This window comes from Shewanella sp. Koi 1 (assembly GCF_052907445.1).
Window position 1 is genome coordinate 561,554 of sequence record NZ_JBREJM010000001.1, and the last position, 14,625, is coordinate 576,178.

Consider the following 14,625-nt stretch of genomic DNA (forward strand, 5'->3'; position numbering starts at 1 on the left):
TTAGCATGGGATTTATGATAAGAAAGCAGGTTAAAAATATTAGTTAACTGGCGCGGCGTATAGGGAACTCAATGCAGCCATCCATTGGCGTATCGCGTCGTCTTCAGCCGTGATTAATAGGCCAAGCGTTCAGAAATTTCAGAGTGGGAATGGGTTTCGATAAGGCGCGCTATGGTGTCTTGTTCGAGTACCGCTAAGGCCGAAATCTCGTTGTAAATCTTATCCTGCACATCTAGAGGCATGTGCACATGCTCCATAAACATCCGGATACTTAAGGTATCACCACTTTTGAACAGTTGGCTAAATTCAGAGGCTTCAATCTCGATTAATGCATTCATAATACTTCACCCTGAGGTTGGTTTTTGAAGAGTAGACAACAGGTTTTGCTGTTAATTAAGAGATACGCCTAAGTTTGATCTAGGTCAATTAAACGCCATATTAATCTTTCTTAATAAACAAATTTACTGTTTAAAAATAGATGGTTATAAATTTCATAAATGAAATTGTGAATTATACCAATCACATTAAATATCTAATCAGTTCAGAGCCTCACAGGTATCTCAATCCAAGGCACATTGACGAAGAAATGGTTATTCCCTTTTAAGTCAATGTAACACGGGAGTGAGATACCTGTGAGGCTCCCGAAGGGCGGGGTTGAACGGGCTTTATACTGCGTTTAAGGCTTTCGACAGAGCGCCACTATGCCTTCAAGCCTTCGCCTTGTCTAAAGCCCGTTTAACTCCCGCTGAATGAACAGATATTTAATACGATTGGTATTAGCTCAATGTTTGAAACGGGCGAAAAGGGTTGTTGGGAGCGGACTTCAGTTGGCAAGAAGATAAAAAAATCGCGGCGCGTGATGGGTCACGCGCCGCGATGCTTTGACTGATTTTGCGAGCGGAATTACTTTGGAACGGCTAACAGCTGACAGCCATTGATCCCTGCATTTTGTAAGGTGTGACGCTTACGCTCGGCATCACGTTTGCGCTCATAAGGCCCGAGGATGACTTTGTACCAAGTGCCTGAGGTGCCCTCAATTTGCCTAACCTGCGCCTCTAATCCTTGGAAGGCAATCACAGCTTTCATCTGATTCGCCTGTGACTCTTGGCGAAACGAGGCGCACTGCAATTGATATTGCTGTGGTGCTCGGGTTGCTACAACGTCTGGAATATCTACTTCGACGTGCTTATTCTCAAGCTCGTCAAGATAGGTCCATTCTTCCTTTGGCTTGGGGGGCAAGGCGTTCGGATCTTTCTTAGGCGCTTCAACAACGGGTTGTTCCTGTACCGGCGCAGTGACTTCCACGGCTTGACGCTCGGCCTCTTTCACCTTAGGCGTCAGAATCGTTGCCGGTTCTTTTGCCTTAGTCGGCTTCTCGGTTTTCACCTCGACAGGCGCTTCCTGCTTGGCGGTATCTTTAATGCTAAACAGAAAATAGCCAAAACTGCCGACGGCAATAAAGGCGAACAGGATCAACGGGATTGGGAGCTTACGGCGAGGCGCAGCCTTTTTAGCCGCAGGCCTAGCTCGTGTTGCGCGCATTGGGCGCTGTTTCGCGCCCGCTTGCGGTCTTCTGTTGGCATAGTCACGATTGCTCATGGCTTACATCCGTTCTAGGGTTTCGATACCTAGTAGATTAAGGCCTTTTTGCAGCGTGTTGGCCGTCAGTTGTGACAGCAGTAAACGGCTATGCTTTTGCTCGTCGTTATCGGCGGCAAGCACTGGGCAGGCCTCGTAGAAGCTAGAGAAAGCCCCCGCTAATTCATAGAGGTAACCACAAAGTACATGTGGTTGGCCCTTGTCGACCACGCGGCTGAGGATTTCACCAAACTGCGCCAGTTTGTTACCTAAATCTTTCTCTTTTTCGTGTTCGAGTACGATCTTGGCTTGGCTTAAGTCAATATCGGTTGCACGCTTGAAGATACCAGCAACGCGGGTGTAGGCGTATAGCAGGTAAGGCGCGGTATTGCCTTCAAAGCTCAGCATTTGCTCGAAGCTGAAGATGTAATCGCTGGTACGGTTTTTGGACAGATCGGCGTATTTGACAGCGCTGATCCCCACTACGCGGGCAATTTCAGCTAAGGTCGCTTCATCCATATCTGGGTTTTTGCTGCGAACCAGCTCAAGTGCGCGAGTATTGGCTTCATCCAGTAGATCAACCAGTTTCACTACGCCACCGGTACGGGTTTTGAACGGACGACCATCTTCGCCATTCATGGTTCCGAAGCCTAAGTGCTCCAGTGACATATCGTTACGGACAAACTTGGCCAGCTTGGCAAGGCTAAACACTTGTTGGAAGTGCAGCGCTTGGCGTAAATCGACAAAGTAAAGTACGCGGTCGGCTTTTAGCACGCTCGAACGGTAACGCATAGCCGCTAAGTCGGTGGTGGCATAGAGGTAACCACCATCGGCCTTTTGAATGATAACAGGCAGCGCTTCGCCTTCTTTATTACGGAATTCTTCTTGGAAGACCACTTTGGCGCCGTTGCTTTGGGTCAGTAAACCTTGGGCATCTAAATCTTTGACTACTTGCTCTAAGTCAGCGTTATAGGCGCTTTCACCGTGCACATCGGCGCGGGTTAAGCTCACCCCTAAGCGCTCGTACACTTCGTGGCAGTGACTTAAGGAAATGTCGTTAAATTCACGCCACAGTTTGTTGCAGTATTCGTCACCTGATTGCAGTTCAACCACGAGTTGACGGGCACGGGTAGCGAACTCTACCGATTCGTCAAAACGCAGTTTGGCGGCACGGTAGAAGGTTTCGAGATCCGATAATTCTAATTGGGCTTGTTCGCCATTTTGCGCGCGCAATTCTTCCATGTAGGCCAGCAGCATACCAAATTGGGTGCCCCAGTCGCCTACGTGGTTTTGGCGGATAACTTTATGGCCTAAAAACTCGAGGGTACGCACCACGCTGTCACCAATGATGGTCGAGCGCAGGTGGCCGACGTGCATCTCTTTGGCGAGGTTAGGTGAAGAGTAGTCCACGACAATAGTTTGTGGCCTTGGTAGCTTAATCCCTAAATGCTCATCGCTAATGGCTGCCTGTAATTGGTTCGCTAAGGCGCTGTCATCAATGAAGAAGTTGATAAAACCAGGGCCTGCGATTTCAACTTTCGCCACATAGGCTGAGGCGGGTAGGTTGTCGATGATCAGCTGCGCCAATTCGCGGGGATTTTTACCCGCCGCTTTGGTTAGCATCATGGCTAAGTTGGTTGCCAGATCGCCATGGCTCTTATCCTTGGTTCGATCTACTTGAATTCGAGCCTCAAAATCCGCAGGCAAAATACCTTGTTGTTTAAAGGATTCGATAGTTTGTTCAAGTAATGATTGGATATGTGATTTCATGGATTAATTAGCTACTAACTTTAAGAATGAATACAGGGAATAACCGCGTATTTTAGCCGTTTGTGATGACTAATTGCTATCTTCCCGATGATTTTTTATCAAATTATTGAATCACAACAGATCCTGCGGATCCCTATCTAGGCTCCAGCGACAACGTTTGGCCGCTGGTAGCTGTTCGACGAGGGGATAAATACGCTCAAACTCCTGCTGTAATCTATGTCTGTGCTTGGCTTGAAACATCAATTGGCGGCGAAACTTGCCGGCTTTTCTGTCGAGTGGTGCTGGCATTGGGCCTATGATTTCAAACTCTTTATCTTGGGGCAGTAGCGCTGCAAACGCATTAAGAAAGTTATCGGCATCTACAGCGGAGTGGGCTTCGGCGCGCACCAGCACCATGTGCCAAGCGGGAGGCAGCAGCGCCATTTGCCGCTCCTTTAATTGGCTGCGGGCAAACTCGCCATAACCCCGGTGGAGTAAATCCCTCAGTATCGGGTTATCACTCTGATGAGTTTGCAGCAATACAGTACCGGGTTTATTGGCGCGACCAGCACGGCCAGCGACTTGAGTATAGAGCTGGCCGAAGCGCTCTGGCGCCCTAAAGTCGGCGCTAAAGAGCGCGCCATCGACATCCAGTAATCCCACAAGGGTCACATCTGGAAAGTGGTGTCCTTTGGCAAGCATTTGGGTGCCGACCAAGATCTTGTACTCGCCCTTATGAATTGCGCTTAAGTGGCTTTCGAGCGAACCCTTAAGGCGGGTGGTATCACGATCGATTCGAACCACGGGATACTTGGGGAACTCCTGCTGCAGTGCTTCGGCGAGTTGTTCTGTACCTATACCTTGGCCCATCAACATAGTACTGCCGCAATTGTGGCACTGCCTTGGAATGGCGTATTGGTTGCCACAGTGGTGGCAGCGGATTTCCCCAAGGGATTGATGTACTGTAAAAAACGCATCGCAGCGATCACACTCGTGTAAGTGCCCACACTCGTGGCACAGCAGTGCTGGTGCAAAGCCACGGCGGTTCAAAAATAGTAATACCTGATTCCCAGCCTCTAAATGGCTGCGGATTTCGTTAATGAGCGGCGCCGACATTCCCGCCTTGAGGGGCAGGTTTTTGATATCGATAATCCCTTGGCGCACTTTTTTCGCATTACCCGCACGCTCCCCGAGTTGTAGGTGATGATATCGACCACTGAGGGCATTCTGCAGAGTTTCTAACGAGGGCGTCGCCGAACCTAAAATCACCGGGATCGATTCTAAATGTCCGCGCATCACTGCGAGGTCGCGGGCGTGATAGCCAACGCCTTCCTGCTGTTTAAAGCTGCTGTCATGCTCTTCGTCGAGGATAATCACGCCGGGAAAAGCCATGGGCGTAAACAGGGCAGAGCGGGTGCCAATGATGATGGCAGCTTGGCCGCAGCGAGCCTGTCGCCAAGCTTCGAGGCGCTGGTTATCGGTCAGGCCTGAATGCAGCACGGCCACATTGACTTTAAAGCGGCGCTTAAAACGGTTGATGGTTTGCGGTGTTAAGCCAATCTCTGGTACGAGGATCAGCGCTTGCTTACCCTGCTTAAGGATATGTTCGAGTACGGCTAAATAGACCTCGGTTTTACCCGAACCGGTAATGCCCTCGAGCAGAGTGCAATGGTATCCTTGCTGCTGCGTTAATACTGTTACGGCAATAGCTTGTTCTTTATTTAGCCTGTGGGGTGTTTCATCGAGTTCGAGTTGGCTGCGCCAATCGAGATTGAGCTCGGCGAGTTTCTCGTGTCTGGCAATCCAGCCCTTTTCCTCTAAGGTTTTGAGTGCGGCTTTATTCAGTTCTAAACTGATGACGTCTTCCTGCGTCAGGCTGGTTTGCTGTAAGCGTTCGAGTAAGCGTTTTTGCGCCGGGGCGCGTTTTAATGTCTCAGGCGCAATATTGCTGCCCAGCTCTGTGATTTGCCAGTACTGAATTTTTTGCGGCGCGGCATCAAGCCCTTTACGCAGCGCCACGGGGAGCGCCTGTGTCAGCATTTGCCCTTGGCTGCAAAAGTAATATCTTGCGGCCCTGAGGGTTAATTTATAAAGCGATTCTGGCAATAAGGGCGCCTCATCAATAAACTCTATGACAGATTTGAGTTGCGCAGGGGCTAGTTCACAACTGTCGGTGATGGCGGTAACAAGGCCAATCAGTTGCTGGCGTCCAAAGGGGACTTTTACTCTTATACCAATCTGAGGCTGTTGGGGGCTTTGATTAGCGTGTTCATCGGTATCGACTCGATAGGTAAAGTTTTGCCGCATAGGCACAGGTAACGCAACTTCAACAAACAGTGACATATGCAGGTCGAGTCTTAAGGGAAATGAGGTTTAGTGTACTCAGCACGGCTAGCGAGGGCTAGTCCTAATGACAGTTTATCCAAGGATAGTTGAGAGTAAGTAAATGACTAAAATAGCGAAATCATTAGGACTATTCGCCTTAGTGTGTAGCGCTTGTGTGCAGGCGCAAGTTTCCCATGTGAGCATCAACAGCCGCATGTTTGAATTGGGCGCTTACCCTAAAATGCGCGTCAATGTGATCGCCGATAATCAGGATATGACCCGGCTCGAATTTGCGGTGCAGCAGTCAGGCGGTGAAGAAAAACTTATGGCCGAGCAGCTTAACCGTTTCTTGGTTTTGCTGACGGGCGTGGAGGATGTGACCGACCCTAAGGCGCGGCTGTTAGTGCGTGAATATCGTGTCGACCGTTGGTATGAAGTGAAAAACCTGCCACTGTTTGATAATGCTTCCTCTGCGGAGTCATCAGTATCGCAAGCAAAAGCGGCGGTTGTTAAATCAAGCAAAGCGGCCAAAGCCGAAACTACTCAGTTGGTGGCAAGCGCTGCTAAAAGTGACAAAACCCCAGTTAAATCAACTAAGGTGGTGCAAGAGGTGAATTTAGTTACCGCAGAAGCCGATGTTGCGCCTGTTGTGTCCGTTGCTTCCGTTGTTGTAGCAGCTGTGACAGTAAACGATGCTGCTGCGCCCCGCGCTTCTGGATTTACCTTCCCAGAGGATAAGCCTGACGCGAAAGCATCCTCAGCTTCGAGTTCGTCTACAGAACCTTCTTTAGCTAAGCCATCTACCGAACCATCGGCTGCCCAAGTCTCATCTGCAAACGCCGATATGGTAAAAGCTGATACGAGTATAAATGGGATTGATGTGTCTGAAGCTAAGACCGCCGAAGTGACTAAGGTTGCTAGCTCGACAAATGCCAATGCAACAAACTCGGGTGAGTGTATGTTGGATTATCACAACGAAACGTTATGGCGCATTGCCAATCGTTATGCCCCTGAATGGAAAGTGAGTGTCTATGGTGCCATGTTGGCGATTCACGATGCCAATCCTAAGGCCTTTTCGAAGAATCGGATTAACGCGTTGAAGAAAGATGCCACGCTTTATTGCCCATCGGCCGAGATACTTTCGCGTTATCCCGATGCGCAGGCGGCTAAGACAAGTTTTGAAGATCGGGAAGCGGGAAGGTAAGCGTCAGCGAACGAGTAGATTATCGTAAAAATGCTCAGATAATCTACTTGTGTCTGCGTTGGCGATACTGTAGTATTCTGCGCCCTAACATATCGTTATTAACTGCATGTGGTGTCCGACTTCGGGTTGGAAGAGCGACATGGCCTTACATTTGAGGTAATCCCAATGAAACCAGGTATCCACCCAGAATACGCAGAAATCACTGCAAACTGTACTTGTGGCAACGTAATTAAAGTAAACTCTACTGTAGGTAAAGACCTGCACTTAGACGTTTGTGGTGCATGTCACCCATTCTACACAGGTACACAAAAAGTTGTTGATACAGGCGGTCGTATCGACAAATTCAACAAGCGTTTCGGTATGCTTGGCAAGAAATAGTGCGACGAGAGCCGCATAGGTCGCTAACCTAGCAGGCTATTTCGGAGGTTGTAAGCATAAGATTTACAACCTCTTTCCTGCAAAAATAGTAGTCGAAAATCCGTTGGTCGGATGAACCCAATCTGATCAGCGGCATTCCCGAAGGGAATGTTTCGCCTGATTGCATTGGAAGTAATCAGCTTGATCAAATTAGGCGCTAGTATGCTGCCTTCAACAGGCTAAGCCACTGTCACCGGTCGGTGACCATTAACAAAACAGGCGACCTCGGTCTGCCTTCAACACGTAATGAGGCTTACGCCGTCAAGTTTGCCATTTCTGGCACATCTAAACGGTCTTTAACACTACTGAGCGACGCTTTTGGCGTAAGCTGTTGTAGTTATTGTCTCAATTTATCTAGCCTTCATGGTGGGTGAATAGGAGACCTGTTATACGGCTAACAGTAGCCTAGGGATAGCGCGTCACTGGCAACGGTGGGGTGTAAAGCTTCCTGACAATGTACCTTTGCGTAAGCAATACCCCAACTCGTGAGAGTAGGTATAGTTCATGAACAATACATGAGCTGAGGGCTAGGCTGGGTAATATGGTTAACGCAAGTGAACTGTTGATAAACATCGTGAACCAAAATGAGCGAAAGATTGTTGTTACGCTCAAACCAAAAGGTATGTGGTTGGTTATTCCTTTTATTTCTGGGAATACGCCGTTATGTGGCCACCGGTGGATAGACAGAACCTAAGTTACTCGTGTAACTGCAACGGAACTCGGTAAGCCCGATTGTTCGCCCTCGCGAGAGGGCAGGCGATTCGTAAGAAAAGCTGTTGAACAAGCGGGTAAAGGATGTCTGACCAAGCGAATGCTGGGCTGTAATGGCTCGGATAGGGGTTCAAACTTTGCCCTAACCCGAAAGGGTGCAAAATTCAGACTGGTCTTTAATCGTGTGAAGACGTGGTAAACCGTCTTGAGCATTATCCCATTGGGAAGAGAACATTCTTCCCCTTGGGGAGGTGCGTTTTTCTTCTGCATAGGGGTATGCAACAGGAGAAAAGCAAGATGAGTACGGATGTAACATTATCGGTACCTGCGTTCTCCCACCCAGCGCTGAGCTGGCACACCATTGATTGGTATGCCGTTCAACGACAGGTGAGGAGGTTACAGGTACGGATCGCGAAGGCGACTAGGGAAAAGCACTGGCGTAAGGTCAAATCTTTACAACGGATGCTGACCCGCTCGTTCGCAGCCAAGGCATTGGCCGTGAGGCGAGTTACAGAGAACCGAGGCAAGAGGACGCCCGGTGTAGATAGGGAGTTGTGGAACACGCCTGAACTGAAATGGCTGGCTATTATGCGATTGCAGCGGCAAGGGTATCAGCCTAAGCCTTTGCGCCGAGTTTATATTCCGAAATCGAACGGCAAACGTCGTCCATTAGGGATACCAACTATGCTGGATAGAGCTATGCAGGCACTTTACCTGCTGGCACTAGAACCTGTATCGGAAACTACGGCAGACCGTAATAGCTATGGCTTTCGCCCCGTCAGATCTACGGCAGATGCGATAGAGCAATGCTTTGTCAATTTAAGCCGTAAAAACTCGGCAGAGTGGATACTCGAAGGGGATATTAAAGGGTGTTTCGACAACATCAGCCACGAATGGTTGCTTGCCAATATTCCTTTGGATAAACAAGTACTCAGGCGTTGGTTGAAGGCGGGTTACATGGAGTCTGGTAGCCTTCACGCTACCGAAGCTGGTACACCGCAAGGGGGCATTATTTCTCCTGTGTTGGCTAATATGGCGCTCGACGGTTTAGAAACTGTTCTGGAATCTCTTTACGGAGAAAAAGGACATCCTAAATGCGGCAGAACCAAGGTCAACTATGTGCGCTATGCGGATGACTTCATCATCACAGGCATCTCGAAAGAGTTACTTGAGGATGAAGTTAAACCTTTAGTTGAGGCCTTTATGGCAGAACGAGGGTTAGCGCTATCGCCGGAAAAGACGGTAATCACCCATGTGGATGATGGCTTTGACTTTCTGGGGCAACATATTCGTAAGTACAGAGGCAAGCTGTTAATTAAGCCTAGTCCTAAGAACTTGCGTAATTTGCTCCAAAAGGTGAAGGACATAATTGTGAGTCATAAGACAGTGAAAGCTAGTCTGCTGATAATGAAACTGAACCCTGTACTTCGGGGCTGGGCGAACTATCACAGGCACGTTGTAGCTAAAGAGACTTTTAATTATGTGGACTATCGGGTTTGGAAAATGCTCTGGAAGTGGTGCTGCAGACGTCACGCCAACAGGCGTAAACGCTGGGTTAAAGCTAAATACTTTAAATCCAACGGCACTCGTAACTGGGTATTCTCAGGTGAAGGGGTTGATAAAGTAGTACGTCGACTCATTTATTGCATGGATACGCCTATTAAGCGACACATTAAGGTTAAAGGTGAGGCAAATCCCTATGACCCTATGTATGAGGAGTATTTCGAGAAACGCCTTGAGCGTCACTGGAGAGAAACCATGCAAGGGCAGAAGAAGGTGCTAAGCCTATGGTTCAGACAGCAGAAATGTTGTCCTATATGTCGATTCAAAATTACCAAGGAAACGGAGTGGAATATTCACCATATCGTTGAACGGGTAAATGGTGGGTCGGATGAGCTAGACAACTTGGTGTTGCTGCACCCTAACTGTCATCGGCAATTCCACTCCACTGGTTCAAGTGGTCAGAAAAGGTCAGATAATAGTCTAGTTACATAGTCTGATCTTAATCTGTCGGCTAAGACCCAGTTGGGACTGTTAGGATATTTTATCTCAGTGCATCTCCATGCATTGTTTCTTGTATTGCCTCTCATTGAATTTATGAGACGGCTTACAGAATGATAAACCTCTCCGTTCCATAGGAGTTTTCCGTCAATTATGTCAGCGACGAGATGCTCTTGATAATAAGTTGTTCGAAGCTGGGTTCCATTAGGAAGAGATAATGGAGACCATGAAAAATGGAGTTCATTTGTGCTCACACTTTTCGAATCTGTTTCTACGCTTGTTAGAAGATGATCGCTCAGTATCTTTATGATGTTGGACGAAACATTTGGAGCATACTGTTTAGCCAATTCAAGATAGAGTTGTTCAGGAATAGGCACTGATAAGTATTGATGGGAATGTAACATATAGTCTCTCCATGCTCTGTGGAGCGCTCTATAGCGCTCCCTATTTGAATTGTAGCGCTCTATAGTGCTCTGTCAAGTAACTCGGAGTAAAGTCGCTGGTCGTGTATATTACTGCCGACTTTTAAAGGCTTGAGCCGTATGCGGGGAAACTCGCACGTACGGTTCTTAGGGGAGGGACAACCAGTAATGGTTGTTCCTTACCCGACATTGCGTAAGCAATGTTTCTAAAAAAGGCGCCTATGGCGCCTTTTTGCTTTCTGGCCTTCTGGCACAAAATCGCTACTTTCCTGCCTTTCTGGTACGACTTCACTTAAAAAAGCATCAAAGTCATTCAATAGGTGCTTAAAACCGTAAAAATCGACTTATTTATAGCAATTAACTATAAGATAACTGAGTTACTTATCTCTATTGTAATTTAGCCAACATTTTTTGTTTTTGTGGGCTATTTATCATTGCTTTAGCGGGTTATGTTCGTTTGTTTCCTACAAAATTAAACGGGTAATCATCCTTTATCGGCAGAGATAAGTTTATAAAACTTGGCTTAGGGCGATGATTCTGTCGCAAAGGCGAAAATTCTCAATATCTTATTTAAAATTTGAGCTAATTGGCGTATCTTACCCCGACCTGCCACACTGTTTAAATCGCCCGTAAATGAGGTGATCTTGGGTTGGTCGGCCTTACTTCCATACTTATAAATGTCGCATTTCAGGATGTTAAAATGTCAGATATTCGTCAACAAGCACTCGATTATCATGAATTCCCCGTTCCCGGTAAAACCGCAGTCTGCCTCACTAAACCTGCTGAAACGAGCCATGACCTCGCGCTAGCCTATAGCCCTGGAGTGGCTGAGCCGGTACGTGAAATTGCTGCTAATCCTGACAATGCCTATCGTTATACCAATAAAGGTAACACTGTCGCTGTTATCACTAACGGCACAGCGATTCTGGGGTTAGGTAACTTAGGCCCATTGGCATCAAAACCCGTGATGGAAGGTAAGGCTTTGTTGTTTAAGCACTTTGCAAATATCGACTCGACCGATATCGAAGTGACCCACAACACCCCTGAAGAGTTTATTAACACTGTTGCGGCTATTGCTGGCACCTTTGGTGGTATTAACCTCGAAGACATCAAGGCGCCAGAGTGCTTTGTTATCGAGCGCGAATTAATTGAGCGTTGTAATGTGCCTGTGTTCCACGATGACCAGCACGGCACTGCGATTGTGACGGCTGCGGGTATGATCAACGCCTTAGAAATCCAAGGCAAACTGATCAGCGATGCGACCTTTGTGTGTATGGGGGCTGGCGCTGCGGCGATCGCCTGTATGACTATGCTGGTAAAATGTGGTGCAAACCGCGCCAACATCTATATGTTAGATACCAAAGGTGTCATCCATGCGGGTCGTTCTGATCTGAATGAATATAAAGCATTATTTGCGAACGATACTGATAAACGTACTTTGCAAGATGTGATTAAAGGTGCCGACGTATTCTTAGGTTTATCTGGCCCGAACGTAATTGGCGCTGAAGAAGTGGCCATGATGGCGGATAAGCCGGTGATTTTTGCCTGTTCAAACCCAGATCCTGAAATCAAACCTGAGCTTGCCCACGCGACGCGCAGCGATTTAATCATGGGTACTGGCCGCAGCGATTATCCAAACCAAGTGAACAACGTACTGTGTTTCCCATTCATTTTCCGCGGTGCCTTGGATGTACGTGCATCTTGCATTAACGACGAGATGAAAGTGGCCGCGGTTCACGCGATTGCTGCATTAGCAAAAGAAGAAGTCCCCGCGAGCGTATTGAAGGCCTATCCAAAGGTGAGTTCATTAAGTTTTGGCCCTGAATATGTGCTGCCAAAACCAATGGATCCACGCTTGTTACCTCGTGTTGCCCGTGCGGTCGCGCAAGCTGCGATTGATTCGGGTGTTGCGGCAATCACCACGCTGCCACACTATGCGGATTAAGCGCTAGCTCAACTAATCTAAAAGAGGCTAATTAGCCTCTTTTTTGTTTTATCCTCGGATGAAATTTCTGCAATTTGCGCTATTTTCAGCGTCTTTGAAGCAAAATCCTTGGTTGCCTTTTGGCTTATGCTACTGAATAATCTTGAGTAGCATTTGTTTAACTCGTGTTAATAGTGCTCCAATAATTATAATAATCCTGCAGGATAGCGGCTCGATGAAATTCACTCGAATGTTAACAACTAAATTGACCAGTTTTTGGTTAATGTCTTTGGCTGCTATCGCCTTTGTCTTTTTACTCAGCGCCATGATGAGCTTTGTGCAGTTGACCTATAAATTTCAACAGCAAAAAGTGTCTGAACTTGAATCCCTTTTGATTGAACATTATCAAACTCAACCCGATTGGGAGTTAGAGTCTTGGTTGCCGCCGATGTTGCTGGCGTATAACGCGGTCGAATTTCGCTTAACCATGAAGAGCGAAGTGCTTTTTGCCTATCAGGGCAATGTGAATACGCAAAATGCCATGGTGTATAACCATTTACTTGATCCCAAATCGGGACTGAATATGACCCTCACACTGCCACAACCCTTCGAGCATTACAGTGTCAGTTGGTATGAGCTGCTTATTTTAGGCGTGGGGCTGTTGGCTGTTATTGCTTTGGTGCGTTTTGGCCATGTATGGTTTTCGCAGCAGTTGGATGGTATCGAAGAGCTAGCTGAGCGCAGCCGGCTTATTTTGCAAGGCAAGCATGAGCAAGCCCTCGCCTCTCCTGGTAATGGTAAGCCAAGGCTGATCAATAGAGCCTTAACCAAGCTGCTTGAGGAACTGCAGGATGCCCATAAGGAACGTGGTCGTTTCGATAAGTTTATTCGTTCCAACACTTTTTTAGACGCGCAAACTCGTATCGGTAATCGGCTATTTTTAAATAACCGTCTCGATGCCATGAGCCATGATCAAGGTATGGTGGCCCACGGCGTGATTTATCTGTTGGAGATGGACGACCTCGACTTACTGCAACAGACAAAAGGAGAGAGTGCCGTTAAAGAGTTGCTCCATGCAACAGTTAACAGCATTAACTCCATTTTGCAGACCTTACCCAACAGTATCTTTGCACGTCGCTCCCATAACCAATTTGCGATTGTCGTACCCCATGTGTCTTTAATTGAGGCCGATCAGCTCGCCAGTAAATTACTCAAAGTCTGTTTGAGTCAACCTTTGCCCAATGATGTAGAGAATCAAGATAACTTTTACCATTTAGGCTGCGCTTACTTTACCGCGGGAGATAATGTTAATCAGCTGCTCGATGAAGCCGATATGGCATTACGCGCCGCGCAGTTACAAGGTAACAGTAATTGGTTTATGTACGATAAGGGGGCGATTGATGAGGAGTTTGCCAAAGGCTCGGTGCGTTGGCGCAGCTTCCTCGAAAATGCCTTAGTCCAGAGACGTTTTTATCCCTTTAGCCAACCTGTGATGGATTCCGACGGCGTTGAACATCATAAGGAAATCTTTACCCGGGCTCGGGATAACCAAGGAGCGTTAGTGCGAGCGACGCTCTTTATTCCTATGGCAAATAAATGTGGTTTGATGCCTCAGATTGAGCGGCAAATGATTGAGCGAGTGCTGGGGTTATTGGCTAAGGAACAACATAAAGATCAAGTCTATAGTGTGAATTTGAGCCTCGATACCTTAATGAGTCGTGCCTTTACCCAATGGCTTAAAACCACCTTGCTTGAATATCGCCACCTGACGCCACAACTGATTTTTGAGGTGTCTGAGGATATCGTTATCCAGCACCAAGATAAGCTTAAGCCTAAGCTGGATATGATCCGTAAGATGGGTGCGCGTCTGTGCGTCGACCATGTGGGTCAGCAGGTGGTGGGCACTTACTATATTCGTGAATGCCATTTCGACATGATAAAACTGCATAGATCGATTGTGCGTCATATTCATTTACGACCTGAAAATCAATTATTTATCCGCAGTCTTATTGGCGGTTTATATCGTACTGAAGTGCAAGTATGTGCAGAGGGCGTTGAAGTATTTGAAGAGTGGCAAACCTTGCAAATCCTCGGTGTCGGGATGGCTCAGGGCATGTATTTTAGTGACCCAATTGAGGTGCAATAGCGAGGAAATTTTCCCTCATTGTATGTGATCACTGTGGAAGAATAGGGCCGAATTGTCGGATTTCTCTATAAAATTCACAGATTAGCGGCTAAACTAGCCTGTGCCAAAATTATGACGCTTAATATGCGGTTTTCATTCCAAACTCGGT

General features: G+C 47.4%; 9 protein-coding genes. 5 read left to right on the top strand and 4 right to left on the bottom strand.

The features are described from left to right. Positions 1-113: 113 nt before the first annotated feature. From ACUZ8J_RS02650 to priA, 4 genes are all read right to left on the bottom strand, one after another. Complete coding sequence (locus ACUZ8J_RS02650; RefSeq protein WP_446692972.1) at positions 114-338, bottom strand: hypothetical protein; 225 nt, start codon at positions 336-338, stop codon at positions 114-116. A 565-nt stretch (positions 339-903) separates the two neighbouring features. After that, on the bottom strand, positions 904-1,599 hold the full coding sequence (locus ACUZ8J_RS02655; RefSeq protein ID WP_446692973.1) for an SPOR domain-containing protein: 696 nt from the start codon (positions 1,597-1,599) through the stop codon (positions 904-906). A gap of 3 nt (positions 1,600-1,602) precedes the next feature. Next, positions 1,603-3,348 carry an arginine--tRNA ligase gene (argS, locus tag ACUZ8J_RS02660; RefSeq protein ID WP_446692974.1) on the bottom strand — a complete coding sequence of 582 codons (1,746 nt, stop codon included), beginning with the start codon at positions 3,346-3,348 and terminating at the stop codon, positions 1,603-1,605. Between the two features lie 111 nt (positions 3,349-3,459). After that, on the bottom strand, positions 3,460-5,670 hold the full coding sequence (gene priA / locus ACUZ8J_RS02665) for a primosomal protein N' (protein WP_446692975.1): 2,211 nt from the start codon (positions 5,668-5,670) through the stop codon (positions 3,460-3,462). A 103-nt stretch (positions 5,671-5,773) separates the two neighbouring features. Between priA and ACUZ8J_RS02670 the strand changes: the two genes are divergently transcribed. The 5 genes from ACUZ8J_RS02670 (at position 5,774) to csrD (ending at position 14,477) form a co-directional block, all read left to right on the top strand. After that, positions 5,774-6,856, top strand: a complete 1,083-nt coding sequence (locus ACUZ8J_RS02670; RefSeq protein WP_446692976.1) for a FimV/HubP family polar landmark protein — start codon at positions 5,774-5,776, stop codon at positions 6,854-6,856. Positions 6,857-7,021: 165 nt separating this feature from the next. Then, positions 7,022-7,234: a 50S ribosomal protein L31 gene (rpmE, locus tag ACUZ8J_RS02675; protein WP_011073821.1), complete on the top strand. Its 213-nt coding sequence runs from the start codon at positions 7,022-7,024 to the stop codon at positions 7,232-7,234. Between the two features lie 1,047 nt (positions 7,235-8,281). Further along, on the top strand, positions 8,282-9,979 hold the full coding sequence (gene ltrA / locus ACUZ8J_RS02680; RefSeq protein ID WP_446692977.1) for a group II intron reverse transcriptase/maturase: 1,698 nt from the start codon (positions 8,282-8,284) through the stop codon (positions 9,977-9,979). A gap of 1,128 nt (positions 9,980-11,107) precedes the next feature. Next, positions 11,108-12,352, top strand: a complete 1,245-nt coding sequence (locus tag ACUZ8J_RS02685; RefSeq protein ID WP_446692978.1) for a malic enzyme-like NAD(P)-binding protein — start codon at positions 11,108-11,110, stop codon at positions 12,350-12,352. 214 nt (positions 12,353-12,566) lie between these two features. After that, positions 12,567-14,477: an RNase E specificity factor CsrD gene (gene csrD, locus ACUZ8J_RS02690; protein WP_446692979.1), complete on the top strand. Its 1,911-nt coding sequence runs from the start codon at positions 12,567-12,569 to the stop codon at positions 14,475-14,477. The last annotated feature ends 148 nt before the right edge of the window (positions 14,478-14,625 follow it).